The organism is Pedobacter sp. AJM, assembly GCF_002197755.1.
Classification (GTDB): domain Bacteria; phylum Bacteroidota; class Bacteroidia; order Sphingobacteriales; family Sphingobacteriaceae; genus Pedobacter.
On sequence record NZ_NHOT01000008.1, the window covers coordinates 17,084 to 36,236 of the forward strand.

Here is a 19,153-nt window from a genome sequence, read left to right on the forward strand (position 1 = left end):
ATGAAAATTATGAAATTGCATCTTATTTTATTATTTCTTTCAACTCAGCTTTTCTTAAACGAAATTTGTATCGCTCAGGTTGATCTTCCAAAGATTATTCCTCCATCTCCAGATGTAGCGAGCTTGCTTAGATATGCTGAAATTCCTGTAGCACATAGTACGGGTGTTCCAGAGATAAACATTCCTATATATACGGTTAATGCTGGCAAAATTTCCTTACCAATAAGTTTATCATATCATGCAAGTGGTATAAAAGTTAGAGATATAGCGAGCATTGTTGGTTTGGGATGGTCTCTTAATGCCGGTGGAACTATTGCCAGGACAGTTCTTGGCAGAAGAGATGAGAGCGAAGATTATGTTGCACCATATAAAACCACCGATGAGTTACAAACAGCGAGAAGCCTTGTAAATGGTTATAGCGACGCTATAGATCTGATTAACAAATATCAAAACATGAATAAAGGCAATTTCGAAACTCAAAGTGATAGGTATGCTTATAATTTTAATGGAAAGAGTGGTATTTTTAGATTTGACTGGCTTAATGGAGATGTTCACCTTATTCCTTATGCACCATTAAAAATTACTAAAGAGTACATCAATAATGTTGTTTCGCCAACAAATTTATATTATGTTATCATAGATGAAAATGGAACTAAATATTTCTTCCAAAGCGGTGAAGTTACCTCTCAGGCTGGAATGAATCCAACAACTGCATGGAATCTTACAAAAATTTTGTCCGTAGATGGTAAGGATGAAATAAGACTTTATTATTCTACTGGTGAAGCTATTGTCCAGGTTTCAGAGTCCGTATCTGTTATTAAAAATCCAGGGAATAATGGATCACAAGGGCGACGTGTTGATCCTTCAACTAGCTTTTTAAGAACTCCAATAACCAGTCAGTATTTTCCCCAAAGATTGGATAGTATTGCCACAAACAATGCTCTAGTAAAATTTACTTATCAAGCAGATCGGCAGGATGGACGAGAGATGCGTCTTATCAGTATTTCAGTTAATGATAGAATATCTGGATCGCCTATAAAAAGCGCAAATTTTGGTCAAAGTTATTTCGGTACTAAGGAAGAACATACATTGAGATTGCGTATGGATCAATTACAGTTGCAGGGTGAGGCCAATACTGCTCCGGAAAATTATGCTTTTAGCTATAACAATAATGTTCCTCCAGGTTATTATTTCACCAGCGGCTATTTATATCCAGGAGGAAGCTCATTCCCTCCGTATATATTAGAAGATTATTGGGGCTACAGCGGTAGCGGTAGTGGTATACCAAGTGAGTTTTTAGGTTTTTTGAATTCATCTGAATTATCTCTTTATGGTGGGAATAGAAATCCCAGTACTATAAATATGCAAGATTGCATTCTTCAACAAATTACCTATCCATCTGGTGGACATACAGTATTTGAATTTGAATCTAACCGGACTAATAATCAGATGTTTTATAATTATCCTAATCAAGTTAACGCAAATGGTGGCATCGTAGGTGGTTTGAGGATAAAGCGGATTAAAAATTATTCTGATGCGACTTCATTAGCATTTCAAAAATCATATACTTATGACGCAATAGGCTCAGAACAAACGATTTCATCTATCCAGTTCTCTTATAAACAACCTGTTACGTACTATAGGTCAGATATGTCTCAAGGTGATTTTTATGGAGTTGATTATATTGGAGTAATTGTAAATGATGTTGCAATTTCTTCCAGTTTTTATCCACTTTCCATAATGGGATCTTCACCGCTTATTTATAATCAAGTTTCCGAATATCAAGGAACGGTTGATGATAATATTGGTAAAACTATATATACTTACACTATTCCGCCAGCGACAACACTTCAGTCATCAAATTTACTTAGCAGTCCGAGGTTTGTTAATGAGTTTACATTGGATAGGGGAATAAATAATCCTTTATTACAGACGAAAACAACTTTTAAAAAGGTTAATGGAGATTTTGTAAAAATTAACCAGTTGGAGAATAAATATTCTTTTAAAAGGACAAATGAATTTTTGACGGGAATCAGGGTTGATAAAGAAATGCAATTCACGGATTTAACTGGATATTATAGTCCTGATAGTTATGATACTTCTTATTTTTGGGATTATTTAAATTCCTATACATGGGAGGCTACTAAAGGATATGAAGATGTACCTGTACTCGATTCGACAATCACAAGTGATTTCTCTGATATATCGAATCCTATAATTCAGAAAACCAGCTTCAAGTATGAAAACCTGACACATTTACAGGTGACTCAAAAAGAAGTTTATGATGGTAAAGGTGGTAAGATTATTACTTTATTTCGATATCCTCATAATTTTTCTGACCAACAACCATATTCTGATATGGTGAATAACTATCATAATTGGTCTCAGCTCATAGAAAAATCTGATTATAGAAATAGTACGGATCCGGCAAATCTCATTGAAGCTACCAAAACAAACTTTATTGATTGGGGCAATTTGATTATTTCCCCAGGTTCTGTCGAAACTATGGGGAGAGGTGAGGATTACAAAACAAGGCTGTCATTTCAAGGATATTTCTCAAATGATAAGATCAAGGGATTTTCAATTCATGGGGGGGCTAGAACAAGTTATCTATATAGTTACAATTCCCAATACCCGATAGCAGAGATTAAGAATGCTGATTATGCAGTTATTGAAAGTCTTTTAACCACAACCTCTATTGAACTATTCAGCAATAAGGTTAACCCTGACAAGGTGGCTATTGATTCTTTCTTGGCACCATTGAAAGCAAACCTACCTAACGCTTTTATTACCACCTACACCTACAAACCTTTAATTGGCATGACCAGCATGACGGATCCGAAAGGGATGACGACAACCTATGAATACGATGATTTTGGTCGTTTGAAATGGGTAAAGGATCAGCATGGTAATATTGTAAAGGAAAATACTTATCACTATAAAAATTAAGGCCTCATGAACATACAGATTAAACAGTTGATTACGGGTTTTTTCCTGCTCATCTGCATGCAACAGGTGAGTGCCCAGTTGGTAGTTAGCCAATATAACAATGAGTCGCAAATCAGTGCGCCAAGCAGCGTTACGCTGGTGAATGGTTTTCATGCCACCGGAAATGTCCGCATCTTCACGACAGGGATTACTTATCAGAATTGCGATGCGCAGGTTTCAAACCCAAGTAATGACCAGAACTATATCCTGACGCGTACTTTTCGCGAACCAAATGTGAACAATAATAATGTAGGCACTATCCGCGGAATCTGCGGGGAAAACCAGACGATCCAGTATTTTGACGGTCTGGGCCGGCCTTTGCAAACGGTTCAGTTAAATGGGACTTTAGCAGGACATGATTTGGTTCAGCCATTCGCTTATGATGCTTTTGGCCGTGAAACAATCAAATACCAGGCCTATTCGGTATGGCAGAACAAAGGTGCTTATCGTTCAGACGCAATCAGCGGTGGTGGCCAGGCTGGTTATTATACGAGTCCCCCTTCTGGCATCAAGGCTACTGGTACACCTTTTTCACAGACAGTTTTTGAGGCCAGTCCGCTGAACCGGGTACTGGAGCAGGGCACCCCGGGTGATGCCTGGCAGCCTGTGGCAAACAGCAATGCCGGGCATACCCTAAAAATGGAATATGGAACGAATACATATAATGATGTAAAACTCTGGCAAATTAATAGCACCGGTAACGGAGCGGTTGCCTCGGTTTATTTACCAGGAAAATTGTATAAAACCATCAGTAAAGATGAAAACTGGACCTCAGGCAATGCCGGTATTACCGAAGAGTTTAAAGATTTTGAGGGTCGTGTGGTATTGAAACGGGTATGGGAAAGCAATGATAAAAGCCTGAGTACCTATTATGTTTATGACGACCTTGGTAACCTGCGGTATGTGCTTCCGCCTGCAGTAAATGCAGGCAGTGACCGTTCGGCTGAGATCACCAGCTTTGATGAAGGAGGGGATGCTTTTAATGATTTCATTTATGGTTATCATTATGATGGCAGAAAAAGGGTGATCAGGAAAAAAGTGCCTGGCAAAGGATGGGAAGAACTAATTTATAACCCACTTGACCAGGTGGTATTTACCCAGGATGCGATTCAGGCCGGAAGCCAGGAGCGTTCATTTACTAAATATGATGCTTTAGGTAGAGTAACAATGAATGGAGTAGAAAGTGGCCATGGAAGAACACGTGAGAGCATCCAGGAAGAAATCAACAATTACCAGGGTGTTTATTATGATTCGAGAAGTACAGCCAATCCTGAGGGTCATGGCTATGATTATGCCAGTACGCCGGCTTACTGGCCAAAGATGCGGGTAGATGTGGTTAACTATTATGATAATTATGAAAATATACCCAATCTTCCAAACAATGAATCTGGCAGTTATAGCGGTATGACTAAAGGATTATTAACTGCGCAAAAGGTTAGGGTTTTGGGGACAGATGATTTCCTCTGGACGGTAAACTATTACGATAATGAAGGCAGGGTGGTTAAGGTCTATAAACAGCATTACCTTTCAGGAAGCATTAGCGCATCGAACTATGATGATATTACCAATAGCTATAGTTTTGTTGGCGAGCTTAATTCAAGTACCCGGGTTCACCATGCCAATGGTGCTGCCACTACGATTACAGACCGTTATGAATATGATCACACCGGGCGCCAATTAGCTACCTTTCAAAAGATCAACGATCAGGCAGAGGTTGTTTTAGCACACCAGGTTTACAATGAATTAGGGCAGTTGAAAGAAAAGAAACTACATAACGACCATCAGTCAACAGCATTTGCCTATAATGAACGCGGCTGGATGACGGGAAGCAGTAGCAATGAATTCAGTATGGAACTGCGGTACAATGAGAATATCACAGGTGAGGCAGATGCGCAGTTCAATGGCAACATTGCCAACCAGCTTTGGGGGCAGGGAAACAGTCTTCCTTACAGTTTCAGCTACAGGTATGATAAACTGAACAGGCTTAAAAAAGGGATTACGGCAGGCCTTACCAACGTGATGAGTGAGCAGATGGAATATGATGTGATGGGGAACTTCAAATGGCTATCACGAGATGGTGGCAATGCAAATCACTATGATTATCCACATGGGAACCAGTTATGGTATGTGGCCTACGTTACCAATGGTTATGCCTATGATGCGAATGGCAACGCCACCACCGATGGACGATCTGGTTATTCTATTCAATATAATCACCTGAACCTGCCAAAGTATATACCTGATGTCAAACTTACGTATACCTACGATGCTACGGGTAGGAAGCTAAGTAAAAACAGCAATGGCTCGTTTCGGAACTATATTGATGGAATTGAGTATAAACCTGACGGTACTATTGATTTTATTCAGACAGCTGAAGGCTTAGCTCAGAATAATGGAGGAACCTATACCTACCATTACAATCTTTCCGATCACCTTGGAAATGTGAGATATAGTTTTGATGTTGCTAATGGAGTGATGGGAAAATTAGAGCAAACTGATTATTATCCTTTTGGCATGAAGAGAAATACATTTGCAAGTGGTGCAAACAATAAATATCTTTACAATGGTAAAGAGATGCAGGATGAGCTGGGCCCTCCCGGACAGGAAGGTCATTATGATTACGGTGCAAGGTTCTATGATCCGGTAATTGGAAGGTGGAATGTTGTAGACCCACTTTCTGAAAAAATGAGGAGGTATAGTCCTTACGTTTATGGGTTTAATAATCCTATTAGGTTCGTTGACCCCGATGGGATGATGCCTAATGATTGGGTAAGGGGTAAAAATGGTATTTACTGGGACAAGAATGCGACATCGCAATTTACTACAAAATCGGGAGAAGAGTACATCGGTTCTAAATGGTCGGATGTTCAAAATTATATCGCTAGTAATACACCACAGCAGGATGGACCGAGGCTAAGTGCAGGAAAACCAGTTTCTAAGGCAGAAATGGTTCGAAGAGAGCTGGCTTATAATCAATCTCAACAGGTAATCGACTATCAGGATATGTCTCAGCCGACCACGAGTTTGGCCATTGGTAAAAATGTAGTGGAGTTCTTTGCTGTTGAATATGCTGGTGCTAAAATTTTAAGCGGAGCAAGCAAACTGTATGAAACATTTAGGGGCTCATCTGGAGTTTTGGACGGGTCATTTTCTGTTTCTAATTGGGCAGGTTATCCAGCTGGCGGAATACAGCCTTCTGGGCCATTCAGATTGTTAGAGGGTGCAGAATATACAACAGCAAGGGAATTGGCAAATTCCACGAATAGGGCAATGCGCAAAGCTAATCCAGAAATGTTCAAAGGTTTACAGATACACGAAATACAGCCTGTGAAATTTGGAGGAAGCCCAACCGATATCTCAAACAAAATATTCTTAACACCTGCTCAACACGCTCAATATACAAATTATTGGAATTCGATGATGAGGAGTATTAAATAAATAAGATATGGGAATAGTAGACAAAAACAATCCACCTTTGGATAGTGAGATAAGTTCTTTTTTAAGCAAAATAGACTTTCAATTACCAAGTGGGTTTATAGATTTTTTTAAAGATGCCAATGGTGCAGATGTAAGTACAGATGATAAATTCGTAGCCTTGTGGGCTTTGACAGATATGGTGCAGTTAAATAAAGAATATAATGTTGAAGAATATGCTCCTGAATTTTTTGTGTTTGGTTCTGATGGCGGGGATACTGCATATGCAATAGAAAAAAGCACAGGAGATATTTATGAGATGCCGTTTATAGGTATGTCAAAAGAAGAAGCAAAATATATTAGTAAAACATTTACTGCTTTCATTGAAGAATTATAGTTGATTTGAAGATTGAATAACACAAAAGCCACTTTCGGGTGGCTTTTGTGTTAAAGTACTATTTAGCGAATGCCTTTTTTGTCTTGAAGTTCTGTATGTAGGTATCGATTACGTTGAAGAGAACTGACTGTGTATCTGCATCCATTTTCTGTATATCGTTGATGCGTTCCACGGTTTCCTTTTCGTAGGATGCGTTCTCGCCCTCTCCAATCAAAAAATCCACCGTTACCTCGAATGCTTTGGCCATCTTTGCCACCATCTCTATGGATGGCAGGTTCTCGTTTCGCTCGTACTTTCCGATGATTTCACGAGATGCCCCAATCTGCTGTGCAAGGTCGCCCTGCGACCAGTCCCTGGTCTTTCTGAGCGTGATTATCTTGCTTCCGATGTTTAATGTATTACTCATATCCAACCGTTGTTACAATGAAAATGTAAATATAAGAGAACTTTATTGCATAAAAAAGTAAGGTGTTAGTTGCGTAAATGAGAAATAGTTTATTGTTTTGTGAAACAAGTTACACATCAAAATCTTTTTAAACTTTTTTTTGTACGATGGTCAAACTCATTTCAGAAAATCCGGAGCTGTTAATCTACATCGATGGAAAAATCCATATCACGGTACTTGGCGGAATAAAACTAACTGGATTGGACAGGTTAAAAGTGACTTTGAAACTGAGCCTAACAGGAAAGTCAAACACGGCCTACCGCCACAACCTCGACCTGTACAACGGCATCCAGACAGAGCAGTTGATTGAGAAAGCCTCTGAAATGTTGGATGTGAGCACAAGTGAAACCAGCCAAATCATCAACAGGTTGATAACCGAACTGGAAAACTACCGGGCGCAACGATTGGAGGAAATGAAGCCCAAACAGCCCGAAAAAAGGGAGCTATCAGAAGCGGAACGGAGACAAGCAATAACCTTTCTAAAATCAGCAAATCTTTTACAGCGTACAAAGGAAGCGATAAAATTGAGCGGACTGATTGGCGAGGAAACCAACAGCATGATTGCCTACCTGACCTATACGAGCAGGAAACGCCACGTACCATTGCACCTGATGTGCCTTGGCGCAAGTGGAACAGGTAAAACTTGGCTACAGGAAAAAGTATCTGAACTGATGCCGGAGGAAGATAAACTAGAAATTACCACGCTCAGTAGCAACGCTTTTTATTACTTCGGACGTGAGGAACTGAAACACAAACTGCTATTAATTGAAGACCTGGACGGAGCAGAAAGCGTACTCTATCCGTTAAGAGAGCTACAGAGCAAACGAAAAATAAGCAAGACCGTTACACTTAAAGACAACAAAGGTAACCTTAAAACGGTTACGCTAAATGTTGAGGGTCCAGTCTGCGTGAGCGGTTGTACCACCCCTAGCTGGCGCACGCGTATCGCGTGTGAGAGATGAATAAAGTTGTAGCAAAAATGTCGGGCTTTACTATTTACTTTGCGAAAGCTCAAATCTGCCTATGAGAGAAGTAAGATGAACCATAAACTATGCTATTTTTTAAAAAGCCTCCGCTATACTAATATAAAATCCACTCTGGCGTTTTTCATTGGCCCTTTTTTCACCAATACCATAATCTAAACGGATACTGATACCTTTTTCCGGATCAAAGAAATACCTCAAACCTGCACCGTAATTAGGTTTAAATGAACGGATAGAAAAATGATCAATGCCCCAAACTGTTCCGGTTCCTCCGAAGGCTGTCGCACCAAAACGGTTACTGTACCGGTACCGCAATTCGGCCTGAAAGGCCAGGAGGTTTTCATCACGGTAACGTCCGCCATAATAGCCGCGCATCATTTCATCATTGCCCATTTGCGGAAGAAGGTAAACAGGTGTGTTTTTACCCATAACGGTATTGTATAAGCCCTGCATCCCAATGGCAAAACTTTTATTTAATTTCCAGAAGTTCCGTGCATCAATTTTGATCTGGCTGCCGGTAAAGTTGTCTGTTGAGAAAACAGCGGGCGCATATTGGTACGTACCCCTTATAAAGAAGCCTTTTGTGGTGTAATTATTATTGTTTCTCGAATCATAACTTTGTGATACGCCTACATAAAAAACACTTCCTGATCTGTTATTATAATACGCATCACGACTAAAAATGCCATCAGCTACCAAATCGCGGTATTTATAATTCTCAAAACCTAAAGAAACGCCCGTATAGGCTTTCGGTAACAGTTGTTTCTCGGCCTGAAGCAATATTTTAATCTGTTGCTGGATGAGTTTGTCTTCATTCGTTTCTTCGGTGCTGTTTCCAATACCATAAAAATTAAAGGGCATCCGTTTGAAACGTAACTCTCCTATATAATGTAGCGTATTACCTTTGCCCCAGATGTCAATCATGGAACTCATGTTATAGGCTTTCAAAGTAGAATAGTTCAGGTTAAGTGTAATTGATGAAGGGCGGTTAAGCGTATCCTGCCGGTCAGCATAAAAGCCAACAATAGCACCCACGCCAAACTGAAATCCAGTTTCCTGGGCATAACCAAATGAAGGGATGGGTAAAAAACTCGCTTTTCTCAGCGTATCTTTCTCGTTAGAAAGCATTTTTTTTATCAGTTTCATTTGAGCCAATGCGCTTCCACACAGGATTACAAATACTAAGAGGAAATAAATTTTTTTCATCGCCGCAAATTAACTGAATTTTTATTTAAGATTTATTGATTCGTGGGTCAATGGTTCATTAGTCCTTGTTCTTTATTCCTTACTCTTTGCTCTTTCTTCCTTGCTCCTTACTCTCTGTTCCTTACTCTTTGTCGCATAAGATGATTTACTTTGCCTGCCTTGCGAAAAACTTTGCAGCCTTTGCGGTTAAATTTCAAGCTAAATGCCTATTTTTGCGCCAAATAAGACAAAACAAAATGAGCAATACAAGAGGACCGATATCTCAGTTTATGGAGCGCAATTACCTCCATTTTAATGCTGCTGCTATGATGGATGCGGCTAAAGGTTATGAAACGCATTTGGATGAAGGTGGTAAAATGATGATCACGCTCGCTGGTGCGATGAGTACTGCAGAATTGGGTATTTCCCTTGCGGAGATGATCCGCCAGGATAAAGTAGCCATCATTTCTTGTACAGGTGCCAATCTGGAAGAAGATATTATGAACCTGGTTGCCCACTCACACTATAAACGCGTACCCAACTATCGTGATTTAAGTCCGCAGGATGAATGGGATCTTTTAGAAAACCATTACAACCGGGTTACGGATACTTGTATTCCGGAAGAAGAAGCCTTCCGTCGCCTGCAAAAACATATTCATAAAATCTGGAAAGATGCAGATACGGCTGGAGAAAGATATTTTCCGCACGAGTTTATGTACAAAATGCTTTTAAGTGACGATTTGGAGCAGTATTATGAAATTGATCCGAAAAATTCATGGATGCTGGCTGCAGCAGAGAAGAACTTGCCGATTGTTGTTCCGGGATGGGAAGATTCTACCATGGGTAACATTTTCGCCTCTTATGTGATGAAAAAAGAGTTACAGGCTACAACCATGAAAAGTGGTATTGAATATATGGGCTGGCTGGCCGATTGGTACATTGCAAACAGTGGCGGCAAGGGCATCGGATTTTTCCAGATTGGTGGCGGTATAGCCGGTGATTTCCCTATCTGTGTGGTGCCGATGTTATATCAGGATATGGAAATGGAGAATATTCCTTTCTGGAGCTACTTCTGCCAGATCTCAGATTCTACTACCTCATACGGATCTTATTCAGGTGCGGTACCAAATGAAAAAATAACCTGGGGTAAATTGGATATCCATACGCCAAAATTCATTGTAGAAAGTGATGCGACGATTGTTGCACCACTAATGTTTGCCTGGATATTAAAACAATAAGAAGTAAAACTGAATAATACAAATTGATTCGGTGATGCCCATTTATGATCATGATCAAAATGGGCATTTTTATTGCCTGAATGGCTAGAATCGACATTTGTTTAGAATGATTATAAATTGTATTTCCGGTCACTATTATGTCATGGGATTTATTAATAAGTTATACTTTTGTTCAAGTTTTGATGGGGCTATCTTGGTTCAGGCATCAATTTCACAACAAAAAGTAAATTAAATAAGTATAAAGTGTTCATTATGAGAGATATCTCGATGATTTTAAAAAGCGTTTGGAAGTCGTTATTCGTATTTTCAGCAGTTTCTGTAATAGCGGTTTCGACTGTTAACGCGCAGGATGCTAAAGAGGGGAGAACGCTTTTCAAGGCTAAATGTTCGTCATGCCACGCCTTAGATGCGAAATTAGTCGGTCCGGCCTTAACCGGAGTAACCGATCGCCATTCAGAAGAATTCCTTTTAAAATGGATTCCTAATTCTCAGGCGTTAATCGCATCCGGTAATCCGGAAGCTGTTAAATTGTACAATGAAAACGGAAAAGTTGCCATGACTTCTTTCCCTGAATTAGACGAAGCTAAAGTAAAAGATATCTTAGCCTATATTCAGGAAGGTGAGCCGAAACCGGTTCCTGGTACTGGAGATGCTGCAGGTGCTTCAGCTAAAGATGAAGGTACTTCAGGTTTATCTATCGCAGGTATTGTGGCCATTGTGGTTATCGCCATCGTGATTTTGGTGATTTTAGGTCGTGCCAGCAAATTATTGGAGCGCTTAATTCTTCAGAAACAAGGCATTGAGATTGAAGAGGATGTACCCTTGAAAGTGGGCGTTCGTAAAATGTTTAAAAACAAGAAGTTCGTGATGTTCTTCATCTTGTGTTTAATCATTGCATTAGGTTCATTCGGTTGGATGGGGATGTGGAATACAGGTGTTCACACCGGTTATCAGCCAGTACAACCCATTAAATTCTCTCATGAATTGCATGCCGGAGTTAACCAGATTGATTGTCAGTATTGTCACAATGGTGCCTTTAAATCTAAAAATGCAACCATTCCGTCATTAAACGTTTGTATGAACTGCCATAAAGCGGTACAGGCAAGAGATAAATATGATGGTGAGATTTCTCCGGAGATTAAAAAAATCTACAATGCTTTGGGTTATGATCCTGAAACGCAGAAATACGATGAAAGTAAATCAAAACCAATGGAGTGGGTGCGTGTGCACAACCTGCCTGATTTTGCTTACTTCAATCACTCTCAGCACGTAGTGGTTGCAGAGGATGCCATTCGTAAAGCAAAAGGTTTACAACCAACTGAACCAGTATGTTTTGCTTGTCACGGTCCGGTTAATACTATGGAAGAGATTTATCAATACTCTCCGTTAACCATGAAATGGTGTATTAACTGCCATAAGGAAACTGATATTTCCGGACAGAAAAATAATGCTTTCTATGTGAAGGTAATCGAAGCGCACGAGAAAATTAAAAAAGGCGAAAAAGTTACCCCGGCATTATTGGGTGGTTTAGAGTGTGGTAAATGCCACTATTAATAGATAGAGTTTAGTAAGAACGTTCGAATAAACAGTAATATAGCTTAAATGGAAAGCAACAAAAAATACTGGAAAGGCTTAGAGGAGTATAACAATACACCCGATTTTGTTAAGAATAACAAAAACGAATTTGCCGAGCCACTTCCAATAGAAGATGTTTTAAATGAAGCAGGGTTGAGTACCGTTACCCCACGCCGCGACTTTTTAAAGGCGTTAGGTTTTGGTTTGGGTGCAGTTACTTTGGCTGCATGTCAAACAGCCCCGATTCATAAATCTATTCCTTATCTGGTAAAGCCTGAGGAGGTTACGCCAGGTATTCCCAACTATTATACCTCAAGCTTTAATGGCCAGAGTATCTTAGTGAAAACAAGAGAAGGCCGTCCGATCAAAATTGAACCAAATCCTAATGCAGGTGAGTTCAATTGCGGAACAGACGCCAGAGCACAGGCTTCAGTTTTAGATTTATATGATGTATCTAAACTTAAGGCACCGGTGCTTAAAAATGAAGAAACCACCTGGGCTAAATTAGATGGTTTTGTTAAAACAGAACTGGCTAAAGCACAGGCTTCAGGTAAAAAGATTCGTATTGTAGCGTCAACTGTAAACAGTCCTTCTACCAATGCAGTTATTGCACAATTCATTACGAAATATCCTGCTGCCAAACTGGTTCAGTATGATGCGGTTTCTTATACCGGGATCATTCAGGCCAATCAAAACAGTTTCGGAAAAGCGGTTTTACCAAAATACAATTTTAATCAGGCAGATTTAATTGTGAGCTTTGGTGCAGATTTTCTGGGCACATGGATCAGTGGTGAAGAGTATACTGCGCAATACACTTCAAACCGTAACTATAAATCTCTAGCAGGTAAAAAAATGAGCCGCCACATTCAGATTGAAAGTGGTATGAGCTTAACAGGTACCAATGCAGATACCCGGGTTCCGGTAAAATTATCTGAAGAGGGACCTGCTTTAATTGCTTTATATAATGCCATCACCGGTCAGTCACTGCCAGGTGGTACGTTAGGAAACAATACCACTGCTGATAAAGTAATTAAGTTAGCTGCAAAAGAATTAACTCAAAATAAAGGTAAAGGCCTTGTGGTTTGTGGTTCGAACGATGTTTCTACTCAAATCCTTGTTAATGCCATTAATGCTGCAATCGGCAGTTATGGTACGACTATCGATTTAGATAATCCTTGCTATTTATATGCAGGTAATGATGCTGAATTTAATGGTTTAGTGGCCGAAATGAGTCGTGGTGAAGTTGGTGCAGTTTTATTCTTAAACAGCAACCCGGCTTATGACTACCTGGATACAAAGAAATTTGAGGCTGCATTGAAAAATGTTCCGGCTAAGATTTCTTTTGCAGACAGGGCTGATGAAACGGCTTCACTTTGTGATGCCATCGCCATCAACCACAATTATTTAGAATCCTGGGGTGATGCAAATGCTTACGAAGGATATTATTCGATCGTTCAGCCAACCATCAACCCGGTTTTCAACAGCCGCCAGGCAGAAGAAAGTTTACTGGTATGGGCTGATGCTTCGGTAAAAGATTACTATCAGTTTGTGCGTAGCAACTGGGAAACTAAAATGCTGCCTGCACTTGGTTTAAAATGGAACGATGTACTGGAAAAAGGTGTGATCAATGTGGCACCAAAAACTGCTGCAGCGTATTCATTCACACAATCTGTAGCACCTGTTGCAGCTTCAATTTTAAACAGAAGCAAATCTTTAGCGAAAGACATCGAGTTACAGGTGTATGAAAATATCCCAATGCGCGATGGTAAAAATGCCAATAATGCATTCTTACAGGAGTTACCTGATCCGGTTTCTAAAGTAACCTGGGATAACTATGTGGCCATTGCACCAAAATACGCTGAGAAATTAAAAGTTAAAGAATTTGACGTGGTTACTGTAAAAGGTACAAACGGATATTCAATAGATTTACCTGTATTGATCCAACCCGGACAAGCACAGGGAACTGCATCCATCGCATTGGGTTATGGCCGTACTAAAGTCGGTAAAGCTGGTAACGAAGTGGGTAAAAATGCTTTCCCTTTTGTTTCTTTTGTAAACGGTACCATGCAGTATGCTACTTCAGTAACCATTACGCCAACAGGCGGTTACTATGAGTTGGCGCAAACACAAACACACCACTCTTTCGAAGGTCGTGCAGTAATTAAAGAGGCTACTTTCAAAGAATACTTAAAAGATCCTGCTGCCGGTAACGAAAAAGGAGAGCACAAAGATTATGATCTTTGGGATCAGTATGAGAAACCAGGAAATAACTGGGTAATGGCCATTGATCTGAATGCCTGTACGGGTTGCGGATCATGTGTAGTGGCTTGTAATGTTGAAAATAATATTCCTGTTGTAGGTCGTGACGAGGTTCGCCGCCGCCGTGAAATGCACTGGATTCGTATTGACCGTTATTACAGTTACGAAACAAAAGATGGTGATGTAACCAGGGAAAAAGAAATTGCAAAACTGGAAGACCTGGATCATGTTTCTGTTGTTCACCAACCGATGTTGTGTCAACATTGTGACCACGCACCTTGTGAAACGGTTTGCCCGGTATTGGCAACAGTACACTCTTCTGATGGTTTAAACCAAATGGCGTATAACCGTTGTGTAGGTACCCGTTACTGTGCAAATAACTGTCCGTACAAAGTTCGTCGCTTCAACTGGTTCAACTACTGGAATGATTCACGTTTTGATAACTATTTAAATAACGAGTTTACACAATTGGTTTTAAACCCTGATGTCACTACACGTTCACGTGGGGTAATGGAAAAATGCTCGATGTGTATTCAGCGTATCCAGGCAGGTAAACTAACAGCCAAATTACAGAAACGTCCGTTAAAGGATGGTGATATTAAAATGGCTTGTCAAGAAGCATGTTCAGCAAATGCAATTGTGTTTGGTGATGCAAACGATCCTAATTCAGAAGTTTCAAAAGCTTTACGTTCTGAGCGTATCTATTACGTATTGGAAGAAATCAACGTGAAACCAGGTATCGGATATATGACTAAAATTAGAAATACAGATCCATCAGTACAAGCGTAAGCTTTAGCATAAAGAAAATACAAATTATGTCAGGACATAACGAATCAATACTTAGAGAACCATTAATTACCGGCGATAATATCACGTATGCTAAAATTACGGATGATATTTTAGGACCGGTAGAAAATAAGCCAAATAAAGCCTGGTGGATTGGGTTCATTTTTGCCTCATTAGGTGCTTTACTTTGGGTAGTAGCAGTAAGCTATACTTTCTGGAATGGTATCGGTGCATGGGGTTTAAATAAAACTGTTGGATGGGCTTGGGATATCACCGGTTTCGTGTGGTGGGTTGGTATCGGTCACGCTGGAACATTAATTTCAGCAGTACTATTACTTTTCCGTCAAAACTGGCGTAACTCCATTAACCGTTCTGCAGAGGCGATGACGATCTTCGCCGTTATTTGTGCCGCTACTTATGTGGTATCACACATGGGCCGTCCGTGGTTAGCATACTGGGTTTTACCTTTACCCAACCAATTCGGTTCACTTTGGGTAAACTTTAACTCCCCATTGGTTTGGGATATGTTTGCCATCTCCACTTATTTCTCTGTATCCTTATTATTCTGGTATACAGGTTTGTTGCCGGATATTGCAACCATTCGCGACCGTGCAGTGGGTACACGCAGAAAAATCTATTCTATCTTCTCTTTCGGATGGAGTGGAAGTGTTAAGACATGGCAACGTTTCGAAGCGGTATCATTAATTTTAGCCGGTATCTCTACACCACTGGTACTTTCGGTACACACGATTGTATCCATGGACTTTGCAACATCCGTAATTCCCGGATGGCACACCACGATCTTCCCTCCGTACTTCGTAGCTGGGGCCATTTTCTCCGGATTTGCGATGGTGTTAACTTTATTGTTGGTTGCCCGTAAGGTATTAGGCCTTGAAAACTACATCACCATGTTCCACATTGAGTCGATGAATAAGATCATCATCCTAACCGGATCTATCGTTGGTGTGGCATACTTAACAGAATTTTTTATTGCCTGGTATTCTGGTTCAGAATATGAGCAATATGCCTTCATCAACAGATCTACCGGTCCTTACTGGTGGGCATACTGGATGATGATGACCTGTAACGTTATTTCACCGCAATTACTTTGGTTCAAGAAGATCCGTTTAAGCATCCGTGCCACCTGGATTTTATCGATCGTGGTAAACATCGGTATGTGGTTTGAACGTTTCGTAATTATCGTCACCTCATTACACCGTGATTATATTCCTTCAAGCTGGGCCATGTTCTATCCAACCTGGGTTGATGTAAGTGTATTTGTGGGTTCAATCGGCTTATTCTTTACATTGTTCTTATTATTCTTAAGGGTATTGCCTTCAATTGCTATCGCGGAGGTTAAATTGTTATTGAAATCTGCAAGTGAGCAGGCCAAAATGAAGCAGATTAAAGAAGGTCATGAGAATAAAGAATACGTTGCTGAATACGTAGAGTCTTTACAGAAATTTGATAGTGTTAAACAAGAAGATTACGCAAAAATATAACAATGAGTAATATCAAATATATTTTAGGCAGTTTTGGCGATCCTGATGAAATGATGCATGGCATCGAAAAGCTTCAGGAAAATAACATCAGCATTCATGATGTATACACCCCAATGCCTATCCACGGAATAGAAGCCAAATTGGGAATTAAAAGATCCAGAATTGATATCGCAGCATTTTGCTTTGGTATTACCGGAACCTGCGCAGCATTTGCATTGATTTATTTCTGTGCGGTGATTGATTGGAAAGTTAATATTGGTGGTAAACCATCCTTTGCCTTACCGGATTTTATTCCGATAATGTTCGAGTTGACGGTACTATTCTGTGCTTTCGGTATGGTATTAACCTATTATGCATCTACGCATTTGTTTCCGGGAAGAGCACCAAGGGTAATGGATCTTCGTGCAACTGATGATCGTTTTGTGATCGCAATTGATGCAAAAGACAATGCAGCACATACAGTTATTGATGGATTATTAAAAGATGCAGGTGCTTTAGAAGTAAAGTATAATGAAAGGAAGTACATTAGCTATGAATAAGAATAAATTTGTTTATACGGCGTTTTTAGCTATTGCTTTTGCAACTACTTTCACCGCTTGTAAAGATAAACGCAGTACTGGTTTGGAATATGCCAGAAATATGTATGATCCGATTGCTTTAAATCCGGATCAGCCAGTTGATACGGCTCACGTACCTAGTTTTAAAGGTCATGCTGCCCAGTTGCCACCGGCAAATACAAAACCTGTAGGTTTTACAGAGTATGATGAATATCCGAATACTAAAGAAGGATATGAGGCCGCAGGTGTGAGCATGGTAAATCCACTACCGGTTGATACCCTGAATCTTGCAGCGGGTAAACATTTGTTTACTGTATTTTGCAGCCCTTGCCACGGTGAAAAAGGAGATGGACAAGGCCACCTGGTTAAGATTGAGAAATTCAGCGGTGTTCCTGCTTATCAAACAGGCGCTTCATCAAGAGGGGGTAACATGGTAGATCTTACCGCCGGTAAAATTTATCACACCATCACTTACGGTGTAAATAACATGGGCTCGCATGCTTCACAAATTACACCAACAGACCGTTGGAAAGTAGTGATGTATGTTCAACAATTACAAAAAGGACAATAGTAAAGCAGAATATAAATGGGAACTCACAATATTAATTTTAGTGAACAATTTGAGTTTACAGGGAAAGTAAAAACTTTAAGTATAGTTGGTATCGCTTTAGGTATCGCTGCTGTTGCTTATGGTTTTATTGCCGGCGATAAAGTGATGCATGAGCGTACTTTTGCCAACCTGTTGCTTATGGGATACTACTTTGCATGCGTTTGTATGTCGGGTATGTTTTTCCTGGCTGTTCAATACGTCGCACAGGCTGGTTGGTCTGCATCTATTTTACGTGTACCACAAGCAATGGCTAAAACTTTGCCAATTGCAGCTGTAATACTGGTTGTAATTATTTCAGCAGGTTTATATACACATAACTTATATCATCATTGGCATGCTGATGGATTAACCGATCCAAATAGCCCTAATTATGATTCATTGATTGCCGGCAAAGCCGTTTTCTTAAATGTACCATTCTTTTTAGGTCGCCAGGTTGTGTTTTTAGGTGTATACAGCATCTTTGCCATGCTTTTTGTTAAGTTATCATACAATGAAGATTTAGCAGGAGGTTTGGAATCATACAGAAAAGGATTTAAGAATGCCTGTATCTTTTTAGTGATTTACGGATTTACCACACCGATCTTCGCTTTCGATACCATCATGTCTTTAGAGGCACACTGGTTCTCTACCATGTTCGGCTGGTATAACTTTGCAGCGATGTGGGTGAGTAGTTTAGCCACTATCGCCATCATCCTGATCTTATTAAGAAGAGCGGGATACATGCAATGGGTAAACAATAGCCACTTACATAACTTAGGTCAGTTTATTTTTGGTTTCTCTATCTTCTGGACTTACGTTTGGTTTGCACAGTTCTTATTGATCTATTATGCCAATATGCCTGAAGAAACCGTTTATTTCTATAAACGTTTTGAATACTACAAATTTTGGTTCTTCTTAAACCTGGCGATGAACTTTTTAGCTCCTGTTTTATTGTTAATGGACAGGGATAACAAAAGAACAGATGTGAAATTATTGTTCGTATCTATTGTTGTGCTGTTGGGCCACTGGGTTGATTATTATCAAATGATTATGCCAGGTGCAGTTGAGGATGGACACAATGGATTTGGCGTGGTTGAAATCGGAACTGCAATTGGTTTCGTAGGATTGTTTACCTTTACGGTTTTAACATCATTGAGTAAAAAGCCTTTGATTGCGAAAAACCACCCATTATTACAGGAAAGTTTGCATCACCAACTTTAGCAGGTGATATTATA

13 protein-coding genes are annotated in these 19,153 nt (G+C 39.9%); 11 read left to right on the plus strand and 2 right to left on the minus strand.

Going from position 1 to position 19,153, the window contains the following annotated elements:
• Genes CBW18_RS15300 through CBW18_RS15310 form a run of 3 tightly spaced genes read left to right on the plus strand, consistent with a single transcriptional unit; the run spans window position 1 to window position 6,799 of the window.
• A complete protein-coding gene (locus CBW18_RS15300) occupies window positions 1-2,949 on the plus strand; it encodes an RHS repeat protein (RefSeq protein ID WP_088302200.1) in 2,949 nt (982 codons plus the stop codon).
• A 6-nt stretch (window positions 2,950-2,955) separates the two neighbouring features.
• The gene (locus CBW18_RS15305) at window positions 2,956-6,426 is read left to right on the plus strand and encodes a DUF6443 domain-containing protein (RefSeq protein WP_088302201.1); all 3,471 of its coding nucleotides are present in this window, start codon (window positions 2,956-2,958) and stop codon (window positions 6,424-6,426) included.
• Between the two features lie 7 nt (window positions 6,427-6,433).
• Entirely contained in the window at window positions 6,434-6,799 is a 366-nt protein-coding gene (locus CBW18_RS15310) for an SMI1/KNR4 family protein (protein ID WP_088302202.1), read from the plus strand.
• 58 nt (window positions 6,800-6,857) lie between these two features.
• Here CBW18_RS15310 and CBW18_RS15315 read toward each other — a convergent pair whose 3' ends face one another.
• Window positions 6,858-7,205, minus strand: a complete 348-nt coding sequence (locus CBW18_RS15315; protein WP_088302203.1) for a helix-turn-helix domain-containing protein — start codon at window positions 7,203-7,205, stop codon at window positions 6,858-6,860.
• A 146-nt stretch (window positions 7,206-7,351) separates the two neighbouring features.
• On the opposite strand from CBW18_RS15315, the gene CBW18_RS15320 reads away from it, so the two are divergent.
• Window positions 7,352-8,206, plus strand: a complete 855-nt coding sequence (locus CBW18_RS15320) for a hypothetical protein (RefSeq protein ID WP_088302204.1) — start codon at window positions 7,352-7,354, stop codon at window positions 8,204-8,206.
• A gap of 99 nt (window positions 8,207-8,305) precedes the next feature.
• Here the strand turns inward: CBW18_RS15320 and CBW18_RS15325 are convergent, their stop codons facing one another.
• Window positions 8,306-9,433 carry a polymerase gene (locus tag CBW18_RS15325; RefSeq protein ID WP_088302205.1) on the minus strand — a complete coding sequence of 376 codons (1,128 nt, stop codon included), beginning with the start codon at window positions 9,431-9,433 and terminating at the stop codon, window positions 8,306-8,308.
• Window positions 9,434-9,669: 236 nt separating this feature from the next.
• On the opposite strand from CBW18_RS15325, the gene CBW18_RS15330 reads away from it, so the two are divergent.
• The 7 genes from CBW18_RS15330 to CBW18_RS15360 all read left to right on the plus strand — a co-directional run bounded on the left by CBW18_RS15330 (window position 9,670) and on the right by CBW18_RS15360 (window position 19,139).
• A complete protein-coding gene (locus CBW18_RS15330) occupies window positions 9,670-10,650 on the plus strand; it encodes a deoxyhypusine synthase family protein (RefSeq protein ID WP_088302278.1) in 981 nt (326 codons plus the stop codon).
• Between the two features lie 252 nt (window positions 10,651-10,902).
• Entirely contained in the window at window positions 10,903-12,204 is a 1,302-nt protein-coding gene (locus CBW18_RS15335; RefSeq protein WP_088302206.1) for a c-type cytochrome, read from the plus strand.
• A 48-nt stretch (window positions 12,205-12,252) separates the two neighbouring features.
• Window positions 12,253-15,273 (plus strand): TAT-variant-translocated molybdopterin oxidoreductase, encoded by a 3,021-nt coding sequence (locus CBW18_RS15340; protein ID WP_088302207.1) that lies wholly within the window; start codon window positions 12,253-12,255, stop codon window positions 15,271-15,273.
• A 26-nt stretch (window positions 15,274-15,299) separates the two neighbouring features.
• Window positions 15,300-16,772 (plus strand): NrfD/PsrC family molybdoenzyme membrane anchor subunit, encoded by a 1,473-nt coding sequence (nrfD, locus tag CBW18_RS15345; protein WP_029286948.1) that lies wholly within the window; start codon window positions 15,300-15,302, stop codon window positions 16,770-16,772.
• Window positions 16,773-16,774: 2 nt separating this feature from the next.
• A complete protein-coding gene (locus CBW18_RS15350; RefSeq protein ID WP_029286947.1) occupies window positions 16,775-17,311 on the plus strand; it encodes a DUF3341 domain-containing protein in 537 nt (178 codons plus the stop codon).
• Window positions 17,283-17,900, plus strand: coding sequence for a cytochrome c (locus tag CBW18_RS15355; protein WP_088302208.1), 618 nt, complete (start codon window positions 17,283-17,285; stop codon window positions 17,898-17,900). The genes CBW18_RS15350 and CBW18_RS15355 overlap by 29 nt, the downstream gene beginning before the upstream one ends.
• A gap of 15 nt (window positions 17,901-17,915) precedes the next feature.
• Entirely contained in the window at window positions 17,916-19,139 is a 1,224-nt protein-coding gene (locus CBW18_RS15360; RefSeq protein ID WP_088302209.1) for a quinol:cytochrome C oxidoreductase, read from the plus strand.
• The last annotated feature ends 14 nt before the right edge of the window (window positions 19,140-19,153 follow it).

Excerpts from the sequence above, each read along its gene's own strand:
- CBW18_RS15305 (WP_088302201.1), top strand. The coding sequence starts at position 2,956 with ATGAACATACAGATTAAACAGTTGATTACGGGTTTTTTCCTGCTCATC.
- CBW18_RS15335 (WP_088302206.1), top strand. The coding sequence starts at position 10,903 with ATGAGAGATATCTCGATGATTTTAAAAAGCGTTTGGAAGTCGTTATTC.
- nrfD (WP_029286948.1), top strand. The coding sequence starts at position 15,300 with ATGTCAGGACATAACGAATCAATACTTAGAGAACCATTAATTACCGGC.
- CBW18_RS15310 (WP_088302202.1), top strand. The coding sequence starts at position 6,434 with ATGGGAATAGTAGACAAAAACAATCCACCTTTGGATAGTGAGATAAGT.
- CBW18_RS15350 (WP_029286947.1), top strand. The coding sequence starts at position 16,775 with ATGAGTAATATCAAATATATTTTAGGCAGTTTTGGCGATCCTGATGAA.
- CBW18_RS15360 (WP_088302209.1), top strand. The coding sequence starts at position 17,916 with ATGGGAACTCACAATATTAATTTTAGTGAACAATTTGAGTTTACAGGG.
- CBW18_RS15355 (WP_088302208.1), top strand. The coding sequence starts at position 17,283 with ATGAAAGGAAGTACATTAGCTATGAATAAGAATAAATTTGTTTATACG.
- CBW18_RS15300 (WP_088302200.1), top strand. The coding sequence starts at position 1 with ATGAAAATTATGAAATTGCATCTTATTTTATTATTTCTTTCAACTCAG.
- CBW18_RS15340 (WP_088302207.1), top strand. The coding sequence starts at position 12,253 with ATGGAAAGCAACAAAAAATACTGGAAAGGCTTAGAGGAGTATAACAAT.
- CBW18_RS15315 (WP_088302203.1), bottom strand. The coding sequence starts at position 7,205 with ATGAGTAATACATTAAACATCGGAAGCAAGATAATCACGCTCAGAAAG.
- CBW18_RS15330 (WP_088302278.1), top strand. The coding sequence starts at position 9,670 with ATGAGCAATACAAGAGGACCGATATCTCAGTTTATGGAGCGCAATTAC.
- CBW18_RS15325 (WP_088302205.1), bottom strand. The coding sequence starts at position 9,433 with ATGAAAAAAATTTATTTCCTCTTAGTATTTGTAATCCTGTGTGGAAGC.
- CBW18_RS15320 (WP_088302204.1), top strand. The coding sequence starts at position 7,352 with ATGGTCAAACTCATTTCAGAAAATCCGGAGCTGTTAATCTACATCGAT.